At 55.5% G+C, this 18259-nt stretch carries 23 protein-coding genes and 1 riboswitch; of the genes, 17 read left to right on the top strand and 6 right to left on the bottom strand.

The features are described from left to right. Positions 1 to 90: 90 nt before the first annotated feature. Positions 91 to 969, top strand: a complete 879-nt coding sequence (locus tag BW958_RS02945; RefSeq protein WP_076574200.1) for a LysR family transcriptional regulator — start codon at positions 91 to 93, stop codon at positions 967 to 969. 33 nt (positions 970 to 1002) lie between these two features. Here BW958_RS02945 and ribA read toward each other — a convergent pair whose 3' ends face one another. Continuing rightward, on the bottom strand, positions 1003 to 1596 hold the full coding sequence (gene ribA, locus BW958_RS02950; RefSeq protein ID WP_076574202.1) for a GTP cyclohydrolase II: 594 nt from the start codon (positions 1594 to 1596) through the stop codon (positions 1003 to 1005). 234 nt (positions 1597 to 1830) lie between these two features. Between ribA and cmk the strand changes: the two genes are divergently transcribed. The 11 genes from cmk (at position 1831) to BW958_RS03005 (ending at position 9942) form a co-directional block, all read left to right on the top strand. After that, positions 1831 to 2523 (top strand): (d)CMP kinase, encoded by a 693-nt coding sequence (gene cmk / locus BW958_RS02955; RefSeq protein ID WP_076574204.1) that lies wholly within the window; start codon positions 1831 to 1833, stop codon positions 2521 to 2523. A 96-nt stretch (positions 2524 to 2619) separates the two neighbouring features. Continuing rightward, on the top strand, positions 2620 to 4293 hold the full coding sequence (rpsA, locus tag BW958_RS02960; protein ID WP_076574206.1) for a 30S ribosomal protein S1: 1674 nt from the start codon (positions 2620 to 2622) through the stop codon (positions 4291 to 4293). Between the two features lie 87 nt (positions 4294 to 4380). After that, positions 4381 to 4665, top strand: coding sequence for an integration host factor subunit beta (gene ihfB, locus BW958_RS02965; protein ID WP_076574657.1), 285 nt, complete (start codon positions 4381 to 4383; stop codon positions 4663 to 4665). 169 nt (positions 4666 to 4834) lie between these two features. Continuing rightward, positions 4835 to 5122 (top strand): LapA family protein, encoded by a 288-nt coding sequence (locus BW958_RS02970; RefSeq protein WP_076574208.1) that lies wholly within the window; start codon positions 4835 to 4837, stop codon positions 5120 to 5122. 9 nt (positions 5123 to 5131) lie between these two features. Next, positions 5132 to 6298: a lipopolysaccharide assembly protein LapB gene (gene lapB / locus BW958_RS02975; RefSeq protein WP_076574210.1), complete on the top strand. Its 1167-nt coding sequence runs from the start codon at positions 5132 to 5134 to the stop codon at positions 6296 to 6298. A gap of 24 nt (positions 6299 to 6322) precedes the next feature. Further along, positions 6323 to 7033 carry an orotidine-5'-phosphate decarboxylase gene (gene pyrF, locus BW958_RS02980; protein ID WP_076574212.1) on the top strand — a complete coding sequence of 237 codons (711 nt, stop codon included), beginning with the start codon at positions 6323 to 6325 and terminating at the stop codon, positions 7031 to 7033. A 93-nt stretch (positions 7034 to 7126) separates the two neighbouring features. Further along, a complete protein-coding gene (locus BW958_RS02985) occupies positions 7127 to 7732 on the top strand; it encodes a tRNA-uridine aminocarboxypropyltransferase (protein ID WP_076574214.1) in 606 nt (201 codons plus the stop codon). 23 nt (positions 7733 to 7755) lie between these two features. Further along, a complete protein-coding gene (queC, locus tag BW958_RS02990; RefSeq protein WP_076574216.1) occupies positions 7756 to 8481 on the top strand; it encodes a 7-cyano-7-deazaguanine synthase QueC in 726 nt (241 codons plus the stop codon). Then, on the top strand, positions 8481 to 9155 hold the full coding sequence (gene queE / locus BW958_RS02995; RefSeq protein WP_083687221.1) for a 7-carboxy-7-deazaguanine synthase QueE: 675 nt from the start codon (positions 8481 to 8483) through the stop codon (positions 9153 to 9155). Before queC ends, queE begins: the two co-directional genes overlap by 1 nt. After that, entirely contained in the window at positions 9155 to 9385 is a 231-nt protein-coding gene (locus BW958_RS03000; protein ID WP_143232998.1) for a DUF3820 family protein, read from the top strand. Before queE ends, BW958_RS03000 begins: the two co-directional genes overlap by 1 nt. Next, positions 9382 to 9942: a cob(I)yrinic acid a,c-diamide adenosyltransferase gene (locus BW958_RS03005; RefSeq protein ID WP_076574218.1), complete on the top strand. Its 561-nt coding sequence runs from the start codon at positions 9382 to 9384 to the stop codon at positions 9940 to 9942. Before BW958_RS03000 ends, BW958_RS03005 begins: the two co-directional genes overlap by 4 nt. Positions 9943 to 9993: 51 nt before the next feature. Here BW958_RS03005 and BW958_RS03010 read toward each other — a convergent pair whose 3' ends face one another. Continuing rightward, on the bottom strand, positions 9994 to 10392 hold the full coding sequence (locus tag BW958_RS03010; RefSeq protein ID WP_076574220.1) for an H-NS family histone-like protein: 399 nt from the start codon (positions 10390 to 10392) through the stop codon (positions 9994 to 9996). 293 nt (positions 10393 to 10685) lie between these two features. After that, positions 10686 to 10857: riboswitch (Lysine riboswitch) on the top strand. Positions 10858 to 10946: 89 nt separating this feature from the next. Between BW958_RS03010 and BW958_RS03015 the strand changes: the two genes are divergently transcribed. From BW958_RS03015 to mltB, 3 genes are all read left to right on the top strand, one after another. Continuing rightward, complete coding sequence (locus tag BW958_RS03015) at positions 10947 to 12521, top strand: Na+/H+ antiporter NhaC family protein (protein WP_076574222.1); 1575 nt, start codon at positions 10947 to 10949, stop codon at positions 12519 to 12521. Positions 12522 to 12602: 81 nt separating this feature from the next. Then, positions 12603 to 13190 (top strand): thymidine kinase, encoded by a 588-nt coding sequence (locus BW958_RS03020; protein WP_076574224.1) that lies wholly within the window; start codon positions 12603 to 12605, stop codon positions 13188 to 13190. A gap of 128 nt (positions 13191 to 13318) precedes the next feature. Then, the gene (mltB, locus tag BW958_RS03025; RefSeq protein WP_076574226.1) at positions 13319 to 14395 is read left to right on the top strand and encodes a lytic murein transglycosylase B; all 1077 of its coding nucleotides are present in this window, start codon (positions 13319 to 13321) and stop codon (positions 14393 to 14395) included. Between the two features lie 46 nt (positions 14396 to 14441). On the opposite strand, the gene BW958_RS03030 is transcribed toward mltB, so the two are convergent. The 4 genes from BW958_RS03030 to BW958_RS03045 form a co-directional block, all read right to left on the bottom strand. Further along, the gene (locus BW958_RS03030) at positions 14442 to 14921 is read right to left on the bottom strand and encodes a hypothetical protein (RefSeq protein ID WP_076574228.1); all 480 of its coding nucleotides are present in this window, start codon (positions 14919 to 14921) and stop codon (positions 14442 to 14444) included. Next, positions 14914 to 15645, bottom strand: a complete 732-nt coding sequence (locus BW958_RS03035) for a transcriptional regulator (RefSeq protein WP_076574230.1) — start codon at positions 15643 to 15645, stop codon at positions 14914 to 14916. Before BW958_RS03035 ends, BW958_RS03030 begins: the two co-directional genes overlap by 8 nt. Positions 15646 to 15850: 205 nt before the next feature. Further along, the gene (locus BW958_RS03040; RefSeq protein ID WP_076574232.1) at positions 15851 to 16426 is read right to left on the bottom strand and encodes a hypothetical protein; all 576 of its coding nucleotides are present in this window, start codon (positions 16424 to 16426) and stop codon (positions 15851 to 15853) included. A 46-nt stretch (positions 16427 to 16472) separates the two neighbouring features. After that, complete coding sequence (locus tag BW958_RS03045; RefSeq protein WP_076574234.1) at positions 16473 to 16901, bottom strand: hypothetical protein; 429 nt, start codon at positions 16899 to 16901, stop codon at positions 16473 to 16475. A 442-nt stretch (positions 16902 to 17343) separates the two neighbouring features. On the opposite strand from BW958_RS03045, the gene BW958_RS03050 reads away from it, so the two are divergent. Next, positions 17344 to 17685 (top strand): DUF805 domain-containing protein, encoded by a 342-nt coding sequence (locus BW958_RS03050; protein WP_076574236.1) that lies wholly within the window; start codon positions 17344 to 17346, stop codon positions 17683 to 17685. A 70-nt stretch (positions 17686 to 17755) separates the two neighbouring features. Further along, a complete protein-coding gene (locus BW958_RS03055) occupies positions 17756 to 18238 on the top strand; it encodes a hypothetical protein (protein WP_076574238.1) in 483 nt (160 codons plus the stop codon). Positions 18239 to 18259 lie beyond the last annotated feature (21 nt).

Below are 18259 nucleotides of genomic sequence, written 5' to 3' on the forward strand. Positions count from 1 at the left end.
TGCACTCCACTTGCATAACCACAGGGTAGAGCGCCTGTTTGCATAAGAATAGTATAGTTAAATGATGGTTATCATCACAGGAAGTGATAGATGGATTTGAAGCAGCTGAGTTATCTGGTGGCGGTTGCACAAACCGGCTCGTTTACCGCGGCCGCCGAGCGACATCATGTCGCCCAGTCGGCGGTCAGCATGGCGATTGCCCGTCTCGAGCAGCGCCTCGAGCTCAAACTGTTCGAGCGACAAGATCGCAAAGTACGGATCACCGCTGAGGGGGAGGTACTGCTGGCCCATGCGCGCCGTCTGCTGCAGCAATCCGAGCGTGCCGAGCGGGAGATGGAAGAGCTTAAAAGTCTGGTGAGTGGTGAGGTGCGCATCGGCATCCCGTTCATGATGGGCTCATACTTTTTTCCACCGATCCTGATGGCATTCAAGCACCGCTATCCGGGATTGCGTATTGCCGTGGAGGAGGCGGGGACGCGCGAGCTGCTATCACGCATGTCAGATGGTGTGCTCGATCTGGCTATCCTGATAGCCTCTGATTTGCCCGAGCAGGTGACCGGTCAGCGGTTGGTCCGTGAAGAGATGGTGGCGGTGGTGGGGGATGAGCACCCCTGGCAGGGGCGAGCGAGCATTTCACTGACGGAATTTTTTACCGAGGAGCTGGCGCTGTTTCGGCGCGGTTTTTATCACCGCGAGCACATGGAGTTGTTGGCGGCCCAAGCCGGTATGACGCCCAACATTGCCTTTGAGAGCAATTTGATCCCTCTGCTCAAGGCGGTGGTGCGTCAGGGCTTTGGGGTGACTACCTTGCTGCGCATGGCCATTGAGGAGGACAGGGATCTGTTTGCCGTGCCGTTTACGCCACCCATTTATCTCGATCTTTGCATTGCCTGGCGTAAGGAAGATCCCTTGTCGCGGGCCAATCGTACCTTGCGCGATTTTTTGCTGGAGCAGTGCTGCCCGCCATAAACAACAAGCCCTTCACGAGGAAGGGCTTGCGGGTCACTCTTTAAGCAAATGGTCGAGTTTGCTTGCCTTGGTGGAGAGATAGAACTCGTTGAAGGGGTTGCGACCCTCTTGCAGGGGCACCCGCTCGGCCACCGGAATACCGAAGGACTCCATGGCTTTGAGCTTGCGCGGGTTGTTGGTCATCAGCTTGATCTGCTTGACTCCCAGCAACTTGAGCATATCGGCACAGATGGTGTAATCACGCATGTCGGCAGCAAAACCGAGTGCCACGTTGGCTTCCACGGTATCAGCGCCCTGATCTTGCAGGTGATAGGCGCGGATCTTGTTAAGCAGACCGATGCCACGACCTTCCTGGCGGACGTAGAGCAAAACGCCACGGCCTGCCTTGGCGATATTCTGCAGGGCGGCCTGCAGTTGGAAACCACAATCACAGCGCAGGCTGAACAGGGCATCGCCAGTCAGACACTCAGAGTGAATACGACCGAGCACCGGCTCATCGCCCGTGATATCGCCCATTACCAGGGCGACATGATCCTTGCCGGTTCCTGCCTCCTGAAAACCGACCATGGTAAAGGTTCCCCAGGGGGTGGGAAGTTTGGATTGCGCTACCAGCGTCACACTGCTCACAGGTGGCTCCTTACTGCTGCCAGTTCGTTGAGGTGGGACAGTGTAGCGCGCTCGCAACAGGCTAGCCACCACAACAAGTCCATGAAATAAACCCGGTTTTTTCCTTACTTATGAGTAATTTTTCAGCACTTGCTCGTGCCACTGCACTTTCCTGCTCACCTGCCTGCGGGAGTTTCGATATAATTGCGCCCCGTTGAACGCCACAGCCCGCACCGGCACTTTTGAGGAGGATGTATGCTTAACCAGGCTCCCGTGATGACCATAGACGGCCCCAGTGGGGCAGGCAAGGGAACCCTTTGCCAAGTGCTCGCCGAGCGTCTTGGCTGGCATCTTCTCGACTCCGGTGCCATTTACCGCGTGTTGGCGCTGGCCGCGTTGCACCATGATGTCGAGCTCGATTCGGAAGAGTCCTTGGTGCCGCTCGCCGCTCATCTGGATATCCAGTTTGTGGTGGAAGAGGGGCAGGTTCGTGCCGTACTGGAAGGGGAAGATGTGTCCCGCGCCATTCGCACCGAAGAAGTGGGCAATGCCGCGAGTAAAGTAGCTGCATTTCCGCGGGTGCGTGAGGCGCTGCTGCGTCGTCAGCGGGCGTTTCGTAAAAGCCCCGGACTCATCGCTGACGGACGCGATATGGGAACAGTGGTGTTTCCCGACGCAGAGGTCAAAATTTTCCTCGATGCGAGTGCCGAGGAGCGTGCCAGACGGCGCTATAAGCAGTTGCAAGACAAGGGTTTTGATGTTAGTTTTGAGCGTCTTTTAACCGAGATCCAGGAACGTGATGATCGTGACCGCAACCGTGCGGTGGCGCCGTTACGTCCGGCACAGGATGCGCTGGTGGTCGATTCGACTAGCATGACCATTGATGAGGTGGTCGAGCACGTCCTGTCTTATGCTATCAACAAACTAGGTGATGCCAGCTCGCGCTGACATCGGTTGTCTGCTCCAAGGATTGGAACAGATTGGTAAAAACAGCCCCGCTTGTGCCGGAATGCCAAGTGGATGTTTATATTTGTGACATTAACAATGACTGAATCTTTTGCTCAACTCTTCGAAGAGTCCCTGAAAGCCGTTGAAACCCGTCAGGGCTCCATCGTTAAGGGTACTGTAGTAGCCATCGAGAACGGTTTCGTTCTGGTTGACGCTGGTCTGAAATCCGAATCTGCCATCCCGGCAGAAGAGTTCAAGAACGCCATGGGCGAGCTGGAAATCAACGTGGGTGACCTCGTTGACGTAGCTCTTGACTCTATCGAAGATGGCTTCGGCGAAACCAAGCTGTCCCGTGAAAAAGCCAAGCGCCACGAAGCCTGGCTGCAGCTGGAGAAGGCCTACGAAGAGCAGGCTACCGTTATCGGTGTCATCAACGGCAAGGTCAAGGGTGGTTTCACCGTTGAACTGAACGGCATCCGTGCCTTCCTGCCGGGTTCCCTGGTTGACGTGCGTCCGATCCGTGACACCGCCCACCTGGAAAACAAAGAGCTGGAATTCAAGGTCATCAAGCTCGACCAGAAGCGCAACAACGTTGTTGTTTCCCGTCGTGCCGTGATCGAAACCGAAAACACCTCTGAGCGCGAAAGCCTGCTGGCCAACCTGCAAGAAGGCCAGGAAGTCAAGGGTATCGTTAAGAACCTGACCGACTACGGCGCATTCGTGGATCTGGGTGGTGTTGACGGTCTGCTGCACATCACCGACATGGCTTGGAAGCGCGTTAAGCATCCGTCCGAGATCGTGAACGTTGGCGACGAAATCACCGTTAAGGTTCTGAAGTTCGACCGCGAGCGTACCCGTGTATCCCTGGGCCTGAAGCAACTGGGTGAAGATCCGTGGGTTGCTATCGCCAAGCGTTACCCGGAAAGCACCCGCCTGACCGGCCGCGTGACCAACCTGACCGACTACGGCTGCTTCGTTGAAATCGAAGAAGGCGTTGAAGGCCTGGTACACGTTTCCGAAATGGACTGGACCAACAAGAACATCCACCCGTCCAAGGTTGTTAACGTTGGTGACGTGGTTGAAGTTATGGTTCTGGACATCGACGAAGAGCGTCGTCGTATCTCCCTGGGTCTGAAGCAGTGCAAGTCCAACCCGTGGCAGCAATTCGCTGAAACCCACGCTAAGGGCGATCGCGTTTCCGGTAAGATCAAGTCCATCACTGACTTCGGTATCTTCATCGGTCTGGACGGCGGTATCGACGGTCTGGTTCACCTGTCTGACATCTCCTGGAACAACCAAGGCGACGAAGCTGTTCGCGAGTTCAAGAAGGGTGACGAGATCGAAGCCGTTGTTCTGCAAGTTGATCCGGAGCGCGAGCGCATCTCCCTGGGCGTGAAGCAAATCGAAGAAGACCCGTTCAACAAGTACCTGTCTGACAACAAGAAAGGTGCTATCGTGAAGGGTAAGGTTACCGAAGTTGATGCCAAGGGCGCAGTGATCGAGCTGGCCGATGGCGTTGAAGGTTACCTGCGTGCTTCCGATGCTTCCCGTGACCGCGTCGAAGACGCTACCCTGGTTCTGGCCGTGGGTGACGAAGTCGAAGCCAAGTTCATGGGCGTTGATCGCAAGAACCGCACTGTCAGCCTGTCCGTTCGTGCTAAGGACGAAGCTGAAGAGCGTGTTGCCATCGACAACCTGAACCAGCAACAAGATGATGCCGTGTTCAGCAACGCAATGGCCGAGGCTTTCAAAGCCGCCAAGGGTGAATAATCCTTGAAGCCATGAAAGGGCGGCGCTCTGCCGCCCTTTTTCTTCTTGGCATCTGTTTTAAGCATGTGATTGTAAGGAGAGGTAATGATGACTAAATCAGATCTCATCGAACTGCTGGCGGCCAACCGCATGCACATGCCGGCCAAGGACGTCGAAGCTGCTGTGAAAGAGATCCTGGAACAGATGGCGACCACTCTGCAGGAGGGGGACCGCATCGAAATCCGTGGTTTTGGCAGTTTTTCCCTGCATTACCGTGCGCCGCGCGTCGGTCGTAATCCCAAGACCGGTGACAAGGTTGAACTGACGGGCAAGTATGTGCCGCATTTCAAACCGGGCAAAGAGCTGCGCGAACGGGTCAATATCGACGAATGAGAATCAGTGTTGCAGAAACGGCATACCCAGGTATGCCTTTTTTGTCTCTGCCTGCTGTAATTTTGTCCCATCACGACGTTATCCCGGCATCTAAGCGGCTTTCTCTCTAGAGTCCGCTCCCTTTTTTGGCGATAATCAGCGGGTTAACCGCATGCAATGGGGAATACCTATGAAACGGATTGTGGCCCTGCTGGTACTGGTCTTGGTGTTTGTTGCTGCCCTGGCGCTGGGCTCGCAAAATGGCCAACTGGTACAGTTCAATTATCTGGTCGCCCAAGGCGAGTTTTCCCTGGCCGCTCTGCTCGGTCTGTTCTTCGCGGTCGGTTTCGTGGTCGGCTGGGCTGTGTTTGCCCTGCTGCTGCTGCGTCTGAAGTTACAAAACCGCGCCCTCAATCGCAGCGTGCGTCGTCAATCCCGCGAGCTTGATACCTTGCGCAGTGGTACCAGCGGAGAATAACGCAGCCACATGCTAGAACTTCTCTTCCTGCTGCTGCCCATCGCTGCCGGTTATGGCTGGTACATGGGGCGCAGGAGTGTTCGTCAGGACACCCAGAAGCAGAGTAACGAGTTCTCCCGCCAGTACGTGGCGGGTTTGAATTATCTGTTGTCGGATCAATCCGACAAAGCGGTCGACCTCTTTATCCAGCTGCTCGAGGTCGACAGCGAAACCATCGAAACCCACCTCTCTCTTGGCAACCTGTTTCGTCAGCGCGGCGAAGTGGACCGAGCCATCAAGTTGCACCAAAACCTCATCACCCAGCAGCTCACCATTGAGCAGCGCCAGCTCGCGCTGCAAGAGCTGGCGCGCGATTTTCTGGCGGCAGGTCTGCTCGATCGCGCCGAAAAGCTCTGGCTTGAGCTGACTGAAGACAGTGATTTTGAAGAGACGGCGCTTGGCCAGTTGCAACTTATCTATCAGCAACTGCGTGATTGGGACAAAGCCATCGCCATGGCCGAGCGACTGCAACGCTTTGTTGGTAAGAAGCTTGCGCCCACGATTGCCCATTATCACTGCGAGTTGGCTGATATTGCCCAGCGGGAAGGGGAGCGCAAGCAAGCCAATGCCCGTTACCGCAAGGCCCTGTCGGTGGACCCTGGCTGCGTGCGCGCCTCCATAGGGCTGGGTTGGCTGGCGATTGCCGAAGGGGAGCACCGCCAGGCCGCGCGCGAATTTGAGCGGGTGCTGACACAGGATATCGACTTTGCCAGCGAGGTGCTGATGCCCCTGTGCGAGAGTCTGGAGAAAGGCGGTGAGAGCGAGCGCATTGCGCCACTGCTGACCGATGCGCAGGAAAAACGGGCCGGGTTTTCGGTGACCATGCGTTTGGCTGACTCGCTGGAGCGCAGTGAAGGGCCGCAAGCCGCCTCAAATCTGGTGTTGCGTCAGCTTAAACGCAACCCTTCCATGCGCGGATTTCATCATCTGGTTGGCCTGCAACTGCGGGCAGCCCAAGAGGGGCAGGGACGCGAAAGTCTGGCGATGTTGCAAGAGCTGGTTGGCGAGCAGCTCAAGCTCAAAGCGTCGCACCAGTGCCGCCAATGTGGTTTTGCCAGCCACTCTTTGTTCTGGCAATGCCCCTCCTGTCGCCAGTGGGGCACCATCAAGCCGGTCCGGGGTCTGGACGGCGAATAACGTCAAACGGGAGAGACACACACCATGACCGATCCGAAAGTAGTTGTAGCGCTCGATTTTGCGCGTGAGGAAGAGGCCCTGGCCCTGGTGGCACAACTCTCGCCGACCGAATGCCGCCTGAAAGTGGGTAAAGAGATGTTTACCCTGTTTGGCCCCCAGTTTGTTCGTCAGCTGGTTGGCCAGGGCTTTGAGGTGTTTCTGGATCTGAAATTCCACGATATTCCCAATACGGTGGCGAAGGCCGTCGCAGCCAGTGCCGAGCTTGGCGTCTGGATGGTCAATGTCCACGCCAGCGGTGGCCGGCGCATGATGGAGGCGGCCAAGGCGGCGCTGGCGCCCTATGGCGATAAAGCGCCGTTGCTGATTGCCGTGACCGTATTGACCTCCATGGAGCAAAGCGATCTGGCCGAGCTGGGGGTGACCTTAAGTCCGGCCGAGCAGGTGCTGCGGCTGGCACGCCTGACCAAACAGTCGGGTCTCGATGGGGTTGTCTGCTCGGCGCAGGAGGCCGAACTGCTCAAGCGCGAACTGGGCGATGAGTTTGTGCTGGTCACGCCGGGGATCCGCCCAAGCGGCAGCGCTCAGGGTGATCAGCGCCGCATCATGACGCCCGCTGAGGCAGTGACGGCGGGCGCCGATTATCTGGTAGTGGGGCGTCCCATTACACAATCGGGCGAACCCGCTGCGGTGCTGGCTGCCATCAATCATGAACTGGCAGGTGCTGCTGCGCACTGATGCCGCGAGCGTTGGCGTGGGCGCGACATCTTGTTATGATGCGCGCCCTGTCATGATGCCCCGACCGGTATCATTACCCGTCGTGAGGAGCCTGTGAGTCAGCCAACCCGTTCCCTTCGTTCAGCGCGTTATTGCCCCTCCTGCGGTCGGGCGCTGCGTGCGTGTCTGTGCGAAGCGCTGGTAAAGCTTGAGAACCGCACCCCCTTGCTGGTGTTGCAGCACCCTAACGAGCAGCATCATCCCAAGGGCACCGCGCATCTGCTGACCGGTAGTTTGCAGCGCGCCGCGCTGCGAGTAGGAAGCAACTGGCAAGACGATGCCGACGTGGCTGAATTTGTACGAACGCCCCATTGCTATCTTTTGTGGCCGGGGGAGGACGCCGTGCCTTTGGCATCGTTGCCAGCTAATGCGCAAAGCCGCTTTGTCCTGCTCGATGGCACGTGGCGAAAATGCTATCGCATGCTGATGGAAAACCCGTTGCTGGCAGCATTACCGCGGGTCGCGCTCACGGCGCAGCAGGGGCACTATCATATACGCAAGGCGCCGTTTGCCGGCGCCTTGTCAACGCTCGAGGCAGGTTACCACCTGCTGTGTGAGTGGGAAAGCGAGCCAGCACGTTACCAGCCACTGTGGACGCTGTTTGAACGTTTCAATCAGCAGTGGCAGTCGTTTTGTCGCGGTGATATCGCCCATCCCTAATCCGATTCAAGAGGAGCAACACCATGGCAACTGCCGTTGTGGTCTTCAGTGGTGGTCAGGACAGTACCACCTGTCTGGTGCAGGCCCTGCATCACTATGATGAAGTACATGCCATCACCTTCGATTATGGCCAGCGCCATGTGGCTGAGGTCGAGGTGGCTCGTCAGCTTTGCCAGCAACTCGGGGTTAAGGCTCACAAGGTGCTGGATGTGTCGCTGCTCGGTGAGTTGGCGCTCTCGTCGCTGACCCGCGATGATATCCCGGTTAGCCGCGAGCTGCAGGCCAACGGCCTGCCTAATACCTTCGTGCCGGGGCGCAATATTCTGTTTTTGACGCTGGCTGCGATCTACGCCTATCAGGTCGGCGCCGAAGCGGTGATCACCGGTGTGTGCGAGACGGATTTCTCCGGTTATCCCGATTGCCGTGACGAGTTCGTCAAGGCCCTTAATCGTGCCGTGGTGCTTGGTATGGATCGCCCGGTACGTTTTGAAACGCCGTTGATGTGGCTTGATAAGGCTGAGACCTGGGCGCTGGCCGATCGCTATGGGCATCTTGATACGGTGCGCCGCCATACCCTGACCTGCTATAACGGCATTCAGGGCGATGGCTGTGGCGAGTGTCCCTCCTGCCTGCTGCGCGCGCGCGGTCTGGAGCACTATCTTGCCCAGCGCGAGCAGATCAATGCCAGACTGGCAGCCAAACAAGCGCAGGGATGCGACGTGTCACCTTCCAATCCCGAAGCAGAGTAATGATTCACTACCCGATCAACGAAATTTTCCAGACCATTCAAGGTGAGGGGTGTTACACCGGCTTGCCCGCTATCTTTGTGCGTTTGCAGGGCTGTCCGGTGGGGTGCCCCTGGTGCGATACCCGTCATACCTGGGTGGTCGATCCGGCGCGGCAAGTGCCCAGCCGTCAGGTGATGGATCGCTCCAATGAGTCGGATGCCTGGAGCAGCATGAGTGCCGGCGAGATCCTCGATGCGTTTGCACGGCTCGGCTATACGGCCCGTCATGTGGTGATCACCGGCGGTGAGCCGTGCCTGTATGACTTGCGCGAATTGAGCCGTTTACTGCTGGCCAATGGTTATACCGTACAGGTTGAGACCAGCGGTACCCACGCCATCCTGGTGCAGGATGAGGCCTGGGTGACGGTATCGCCCAAGATTGGCATGAAGGGCGGCTTGCCCGTGTTGCCCGAGGCATTGGCCCGCGCCAATGAGATCAAGCATCCGGTGGCAACCGCGCGGCACATCGATGAGCTTGATGAATTACTCCATTTTGCCTCGTTGCGCCCGGATGTACAGATTGCACTGCAGCCCATCAGTCAGAAAAAACATGCAACTGAGCTGGCGATGCGTGTTTGTGTAGAGCGGCACTGGCGTTTATCAGTGCAGATGCACAAATATCTGGATATCGACTGATGGATCCGCTGTTTGAACCGGCAATATTGCAATATCTGAATTTGCGTATGCCGTTTGGTAAATATCAGGGACGGCGACTCATCGAATTGCCGGAGCCCTATCTGGTCTGGTTTCACCAGCGCGGCTTTCCGGCGGGAAAACTGGGTCAGGCACTGGCGCTGGCCTATGAAGTCAAACTCAACGGACTTGAGTCACTGTTAAAACCCATATTGGATAAGGATCAGGGATGAGAATTTATACCCGGCAGGGTGATGCAGGAATGACCCGTCTGGCAGATGGCTCGGCATTGGCCAAAGTTCACTGGCGGGTGGAGAGTTATGGGCAAGTCGATACGCTTAATTCACATATTGGCTTACTCGTCACCTGTTTACCTGACGGGAGTGATGATCTGGCAGGCAAGCTGCAATTGATCCAGCAGGAGATGTTTGATCTTGGCAGTGAATTGGCATTTCCCGCCGATGCTCAAAATGAAACGTTGTGGCAAGTTTCAGAGCAATGGACGCTGCGTCTTGAAGCCGAGATGGATGCCTTTAGCGAAACCTTGCCGGCGCTGCGTCATTTTATTTTGCCGGGTGGCTCACTCGCGGCGGCTCAGGCGCATGTCGTGCGCACATTGGTGCGTAGCTGTGAGCGGCAGCTGGTGGCGCTCTCCCATCAGGAGCCGCTCAATCCTGCCGTGTTGCCTTACATGAACCGGTTGAGTGACTGGTTTTTTGTGCTGGCCAGAGTGCTGCTGCAGCGGGAAAACAAACCAGAGCTGCGCTGGAAAAAACCTGCGGAGCGATAAAAACAGGCCGCCTCAGAGGAGGCGGCCTAATTATTCGGAAAAGAATAAAACTCAGATCGAGAAATCTTCTAAACTCTTTCCTTCTTCATTGACGGCTTTGGCAATGACCGAAGGCATGCGACCTTGGCCAGTCCAGGTTTTCATAACCCCGTTTTCTTCATAGCGATATTTTGGCGGACGTGGTGCGCGTTTACTGCCTTTGCTTTCGCCACCCGTTGAGCCGACCAGTTCGTTTGGATCAATCCCTGCTGCTTTTAGCATTTCACTGTATTCAGCAATTTTACGTTGTCGCTCTTCTACTGCGGCTCGCTCGGCTGATTCTGCTTGTTGTCGCTCTGTGACGATGGATGTCAGTTTTTCCAGACCTTCCTGCAATTGCTCGAGTGTCAATTCACGGCAAGTTGCACGCAGGCTACGAATATTCAGCAGAATTTTCAAAAACTCGTTCATATCGATACCACGCAGGCAGTGAGTGAAAAGAAAAAGTTATTTGAAAGGAAATATAAATGGTGGTTTTTAAATATGTCAAGGCAACTGGAAATATTGTGCAAATAATGCGACCTGCTCCGCTAAATGTCGAGTTGCTGCATTGAATTTGATAATCATTATTGATCTGAGGAAGTGACTATTTATGCTGTTTTGGTGGTTTATACTGCATTGGTGTGTGTTGTTGGTGACTCATGTGGCAAAACCTGCATTGAAGTTGCAATAAATATTCAATCAAGTAGAATCCGCGGCGAATACCTTTAAGTAGAGGCGCGCTGCCTAAGAGTAGCCGAGCGGAGGGTGATGCCTGCGATGCTCGGGGAAAGGAGTCAGCGCCGAAGTGGCCAGGCCATCATACCGGGCTGCTGGTTCTGCATCTAACAGGTGCAGGACTGCCATAGTCATCCACTATGGAGCGCTACCTGAAGGGTGAGAAGTCTGTCCGCCTGTTCGGGGCGGTGCTTGTTTCTTTATCCTCTCGGTAGATCTCCACCTGTCTTTTTAGGTGTAAAGAGATCATGGACATAGCTCATTTCGCGGACTCCCCCTGGTCCGTTGTTCCCCCCCTGTTAGCCGTTGCTCTTGCGATCTATACCCGTAAGGTGCTGATTGCGTTGGGTACCGGTATCCTTGCCGGTGCGCTGCTGCTCAATCACCTTTCGCCGCTCAATGCCTTGCACTATCTGCTAGCGACCGTGCTCAAGATCTTCTGGGTCGACGGTGATTTGAACCGCGATAACATCAACATGATTCTATTCATGTTCCTGCTCGGTGGGCTCATCAGTTTGATGACCGTGTCCGGAGCCACCCGCGCGTTTGCCGAGTGGGCCGAGCGCCGCGCCCGCTCACGCCGTGGCGCCAAGATCCTGACCGGGATGATGGTGTTTGCGTTTTTTATCGATGACTTCTTTCACAGCCTATCGGTGGGGGCCATCTGCCGTCCGGTGACGGATCGCTTCCAGATCTCCCGTGCCAAGCTGGCTTATCTGCTGGATTCCACGGCAGCGCCGGTGTGTGTGCTGATGCCGGTCTCCTCATGGGGCGCCTACATCATCGCGCTGGTAGGTGGCATCATGGCCGCACACGGGGTCACCAACTTAAGCCCGATCGCTGCGTTTGTTGAGATGATCCCGATGAACCTCTATGCGGTCTTCACGCTGCTGATGGTGCTGGTGGTGATCGGCTTTCAGCTCGATATCGGTTCGATGCGCCAACACGAAGAGTGGGCATTGCAGGGCAAGCTGTGGGATGAGTCCAAGGGCCGTCCGCTTGGTCTGGATATGGAGTCACCCGAAGAGAGCAACGGCAGCATGATCGACATGGTGCTGCCCATCCTGACCCTGACATTGAGCACTGTTTATTTCATGATTCACTCCGGTGCCGAGGTATTGGCCGCGCAGGGTGAACCGTTCAGCGTGCTCGGTTCGTTTGAAAATACCAATGTGGGCTCCTCGCTGGTGTATGGCGCCCTGTGCAGCCTGGTCGTGTCGATTGCGCTGGCTCTGCGTCTGAACCTCGGCGTGGGCAACTGGCTGCGTGCCGCGCCGCAAGGGGTGGTGGCCATGCTGCCGGCTATCAACATTTTGCTGTTTGCCTGGACCATCGGTGCCGTGGTGCGTGATGTGGAGACCGGTAAATACCTGGCGAGCCTTGCCAATGGCAACCTGCCGATTGAGGTGCTGCCTGCCGTGGTCTTTATTCTCTCTTGCGCCATGGCGTTTGCGACCGGCACCAGCTGGGGGACCTTTGGCATCATGCTACCGCTGGCCGGTGACATGGCCGCTGCCAGCGATATCGGCCTGATGCTGCCGATGCTGGCTGCCGTTCTGGCCGGTGCGGTGTTTGGCGATCACAGCTCTCCCATCTCCAGCACCAGTATCCTGTCGGCGACCGGCGCCGGCTGTCACCACATCGACCACGTGATGACCCAGCTACCCTACGCCCTGTCGGTGGCTTTTGGTGCCGCCCTTGGCTATCTGGCGCTTGGGTTTACCCATTCGACTCTGATGGGGGTGCTGGTCAGTGGTACCTGGTTCGCACTGTTCTGTATCTATCACGTGCGGCGCAATCAGCCTGTATTGGCCAATGCCTAAATATGACGGGGGTCCTTAAGGGCCCCCGCTTTTTTGTGGTAGTATCGCCGCCGTTTTCAGCCTTCTTGGGACGTGCACCTCATGGCCTCTCTTCATTACAAATTTGCCGCGATGAACTCCGGTAAATCGACTCAGCTTATTCAGGCTCATTTCAACTACTGCGAGCGCGGTATGAATCCGCTGGCCATGACCCCGGCCATTGATGATCGCTTTGGCGTGGGCGTGATTGCCGCGCGGGTGGGTCTTGAGCTTAAAGTCGAGGTGTTTGCCGATAGTACCGATCTGTTTGAGTTGCTGGCTGCTCGCCATCAAGTAAAACCTATCGATGTGTTTATCGTCGATGAAGCCCAGTTTCTGACCCGGGAGCAGGTTTATCAGTTGGCGCGCATCGTCGATGAGCTCAATATTCCCGTGATTGCTTATGGTCTGAAGATAGACTTTCGCGCCGAGATGTTCCCAGGCTCCTATCATCTGCTCTGTCTGGCCGACAAAGTGGAAGAGCTCAAGAGTATCTGCTGGTGTGGCAACAAGGCGCACATGAACGCCCGCGTCAACGAGGCCGGAGAGGTGATGCGTGACGGTGCCCAGGTCGAAATCGGTGGCAATGATCGTTACGTGTCGCTGTGCCGCAAACACTATCTGGCCGGTCGGGCATTTCCAGACGCCTGAAGGGTGAACCTGTCCTGCTGTGGGTCCGCGCCGGTCAGAATATGGCAGGCCAGGACTCACAAGCGTTTGTTCCATCCCCGTGATGGATTAACATGACTGCTTTCCATTCGCTCTTCTCTGGATTTGCCATGCGTTATTCGGCTCTGCTCTCTCCTCTGGTTTTACTTCTCTCTGCCTGTAGTCATGATGCGGCGGCACCCGCTCCCTCATCAGCCACCGCGTCACCGGTGAAAGGGGGGTTTTTGCTTGATCCCCAGCATACCGGGCAGCCTTTGCAGGGCGATTTTGCGTTTAACGACAATACGGCCCGTTTTGTTGATCGTATGGTGCGAGAGCATGGCTTTGACAAGCAGCAGCTGCATGATGTGCTGGCGCAGGCTCGCCGGTTGGATTGGGTTATCCGGTTGATGGACAAGCAGGCGCCGGTTGGTCGTCCGGCGGCCGGTCCGAATGGTGCCTGGATTCGTTATCGCAGCCAGTTCATTACCCAGGATAACGTGCAAAACGGGGTCGCCTTCTGGGACCAATATCAAGATGCCCTTGAGCGAGCCTATGAACGCTACGGGGTGGCGCCCGAGGTGATTGTCGGGATCATCGGGGTAGAGACCCGCTGGGGCCGGGTGATGGGTAAGACTCGCATCATTGATGCGCTCTCGACGCTGGCCTTTGACTATCCGCGCCGCGCCAAATTCTTTGAATCCGAGCTGGAGGTCTTCCTGCTGATGTCACGCAGTGAAGGCTATGATCCGCTTGATCTTAAGGGCTCATTTGCCGGCGCCATGGGCTATGGGCAATTTATGCCCTCGTCGTTTAAATCCTATGCCGTTGATTTTAACGCAGATGGCCACACCAATTTGTGGGATCCGGTGGATGCCATTGGCAGCGTGGCGCACTACTTCCAGGCTCATGGCTGGCAGCATGGTGATGCGGTGGCCGTGCCGGCGCAAGGGCAGGCACCGGGTCTTGAGAACGGCTTTGCAACCCGCTACAGCCTCGCCACGCTCTCGGCTGCCGGTTTGCAACCCACGGCGTCGCTTGGCCGCTATCGTGAAGCCAGTCTGCTGCGCCTCGATATGGGCAATAGCTATCAGTACTGGTACGGGCTGCCGAATTTCTATGCCATTACCCGCTATAACCACAGCACCCATTATGCGATGGCGGTGTGGCAACTGGGCGAGTCCGTCAAGCAGGCTCGGGGCGGATAATCCGGGTCGTTAAAACCAACAAGGGTCGCCACGGCGACCCTTGTTGTTATTGAGGATGAACCGGAGTAGCCGGCCAGAAACGGTGATAGAAATCGAGCCAGCCTTCGAAATGCCCTTGGGTGATTTCCGGGTGCGGTGAGTGCTGGAAAATGGCGATATGGCTTGGCGTGATCATCTTCCAACCATAATTGAGCGGCATATTCAGGCTGCTTTGTACCTGATTGTAATCCTCCAGATTGGAGGGTTTGACGGCATGTTGTATCGGCGTTCTGTCGGTGACCCAGAAGATCAGTTGATCACCGATCACCGCTTGGTAAGCACTGACACGCCATAGTGCCTTGGTGTGATGGTCGCGCTCCAGCACCGTGAGTTTGCCAAAACGGCAGACGCCATAATAATCAGACTCCTTGGAGCTGACCCTCATTTCGTAATTGCAGCCAATGCTGTTGATGGTGACGAGCAGGATGGCGAGCGCCCCCAAGCTACTCACCCAGCCGAGTAGCAGTTGCAGGTGACGATTATTCATGGCTAACCCCCTCAAGCTTTTGCTGATCATCGTTACCGATCACCAGCCAGGTCTCTCCTGCCTGGGGTTGCGGCAGTTTGGTAACGGGGAGCTGGGTTTGGCACACGGTTCCATCCCCGACCGCTGAACAGCGCACCGAGATCCAGTTGGAAGATAGATTGACGGCGAGTAACAGCAAGATGGCAATGAATACGAGCATCACTGTGGTCAATAGTCGCTGTTGCCAACGAGGCAGTGGAATGGGCTGCTCCATCGGCGCCGTAATCATCTGCCCGGCATTGCTGAGGTTGACCGCCAAGGGCTCGGCGACTGGCTCCTGGCGCTCCTCCACAAGCGGGGTCTTTGCATCGGCATCCGGCTCTGAGACCACCTCTTGGGCCGCCGTGGTCGCGGCTGCAGAGCGCACAAACAGATAACCTTGGCGGGGGAGGGTACGGATCAGCGCTTCCTGCTCCGGGGTATCGAGATAGCGGCGCAAGTTGGCAATGGCCACCGGCAGTGAGCTGGTGCTGACCGGCCGGCCGGCCCAGCCTTCGGCGAGCAGCGTCTCTTTGCTGTGCAACGTACCAGGGTGGGTCAGGAAAAACAGCAAAAGACGCGTTTCTGCTGCAGACAAACGAATCGTGGTGGTATCGCCATCTTGTTCCCGGCTCAGGTTGAGCTGCTGGGTGTCCAGCACAAAGCTGCCAAACGGGATTAAATGCGGAGTGTCGTCCTTATCCATTACGCGGTCATCGCCTTTAGAATCAATCATTATGATGGCTAACGGTTGAACGCAGAAATGTGACTGGGGACAGACTTTTTGTCAAGGAGTCACTCGTGGCTGATGGCGGCTTATGCCCCTTCTTTGCGCAGAGACAAAAAGCGGGTGAAAAGAATAAGAATAAAAAAAGAGCCCGACCAGCGGGCTCTCGGGGTAAGGGACAACGCTATCGTTTGATAGCCATCCCAAGAAAATGGCCATCTCGGCTGAAATTGCACTCAAAGAAGACATCATCGCTCTGACCCGGTACCACGAATTGTCCGTGAGTACGCTCGGCCGGCAGGGTGGTGACGTCGTTTTTGTACTTGCCCATGTCTTTGGCGGCATAATTCAGGCAGTAGCCCGGCATTTGCCCCACAGAGAGTTGCTCGCCACGATCATCGTCATCTCGATCATCATAAGCGCGGTCGTTATTGGGGCGCTCGTCATTGAAACGGGAGTGGCGGTGGCTGCGGCGCACAACCGAGCCACACTCGTCGGACATTTCGTCACTGACATCACTGATCTTGTCGTGTTGAATTTCCAGACGAACGCACTGTTGATCGTCGGCATTCCACCAGTATTCAATCTTATTACTCGGTGCTGCGCCTTTCACAAAGCCACGATCTCGTAATTCCTGTTTAGCCCAGGTTACGTCTTGATAGTTCAGATCGGAAGTATCCGCGGCCATTGTGGAATAACTAAATGCGTAGACACCACACAGGGCTGCTGCAGTAATACAATGTACCAGCTTCTTTTTCATGAAAGGTTCACCTGATAATTAAAGCCTGAGAAAGTTATCTGTTTTATTAAGCGCGGCAGTTGTCGTTGCGAGTGTCAGATGCGCTATCAATATCGCCTTCAATGCTCTTTAATTTCAGGCATTGACCGGAGCTCTCATTGAACCAGACCGTATAAGAGGCATGGCTACCATGATCATTTTGCCAGCCATCCACCATATGGAACCCATCATGCTCCAGGGTGCGGTTGGCCTGGTTCTCACTTTCACCGACCAATGAGTTGGCATTAATGCGGTTGTCACGGTCATCACTCTTGTTATTGTCGTGATGGTCACCTTTCTTGTGGTGTCCGGCGTAATAACCGATGGCACCAGCAGCACCAATCGCAGTGGCACCCAGCAACATGTCTTTGGTGTCCATATTTTGGCAACCGGTTAGCGTCAACGCGCTGGCCAGCATGACAATAAAGCCCAAACTCTCTTTACCATGTTTACGCATGATGTCTTTCCGTTATGTCGATGAAAGGTGAGGCAGTGATGCCGTGTGGTCAGACTAGGTGCACGGGTGTGGAGAGGCCAGTGAAAAAGAATTATTAAAAACTATTAAAAAGCATTAAATCATGAGGTTAGTCGCAGGTTTGCAGGCATTTAGCCATGTAGCAGAGGGGGCGAGGGGGGCGCCAAGGTCTTTTTGACGAGGTTTTTAGAGATGAAATGGGATAGCAATAGAATGGGCGGCTACAGCACAAGGTTGATGAGTGAATACTGTTACCACCAGGTTGAACAATGACGGCAGTTTTTAATTATTTTTAATAATGGTATTTGCATTGCTTCTTTGAGTGTCGAGAAACTATATTGAAGCTGTCACGAAGTGTGTGGCATTTCAATTAATGAATTCAAAAATATGAATTCCATTCCCTAAAGAGAGTTAGGAGCTTGCTATGAACTGGTATCTTCGTGCCATTCAACACTATGCTGATTTTAAAGGACGGGCTTCTCGCCAAGAATACTGGATGTTCATGATTATCAATGCTGTTATTTTTGCAGTGTTGACATTTATCGGTGCCTATATTGGTCATAAGCTTGAAGTACAGGCTGTCTATGGTCTTTTTATTCTTATTCCCGGTATTGCATTGAGCGTGCGCCGTCTGCATGACACGAATCGCAGTGGTTGGCTTCTGTTGCTTGGTCTGTTGCCCATCATTGGTCAATTGATTGTTCTGTTTTTCAAAATCCAGAAGGGAAATGAAATGCCCAACCGGTTCGGTGTCACACCGTATTAAGTTGGCCCCCTTTTCCGAAGGCCCAGGGACGGGCCGACGGATTTTTATCGTGATCCATTAAGGAGCATGAGTGCCTGCAAAAATTCTGGTTCTGGGATTATTTGCCTCGCTCTTCATGTGGTGCTCTGCACGCTGGATCAATCGCTTCTCGCACTCCACCCCTTCACTCTGGATGCTGCAACGCCATATTGGCGGGGTGGATCTGCTGTCTGTTGCCGAATTGAACCAGGGCGTCGCATCATTTGTCGTGACGGCAGCAGGAAGTGTCCTGCTGGCCCTTTACCGACATGAAGAGACCTTGTTATCACCGCTACCAGCCTGTCCGCCGTATCAATCCGACTGCCTGCTGATCAATGGCATACCGCAGTTGGCAATCGCCTATCACTGGTCACAGACTGAGTGCCTGTGGCTGTTTTGCAACCCGGGCGCGCTGCTGGCTGCGTTAGAGGGGGGATGGGTGAGGTTAAGCGGCCCTTTGGGCGATCTACTGCTGGATGTCCGGGGCTTTGGTGACTATCGGGGCGCGCAGTTAGCGGCGCGGCCTCTTCAATGAAAACGGGCCGTGCGGCCCGTT

Source organism: Aeromonas sp. RU39B (genome assembly GCF_900156095.1).
Classification (GTDB): Bacteria; Pseudomonadota; Gammaproteobacteria; order Enterobacterales; family Aeromonadaceae; genus Aeromonas.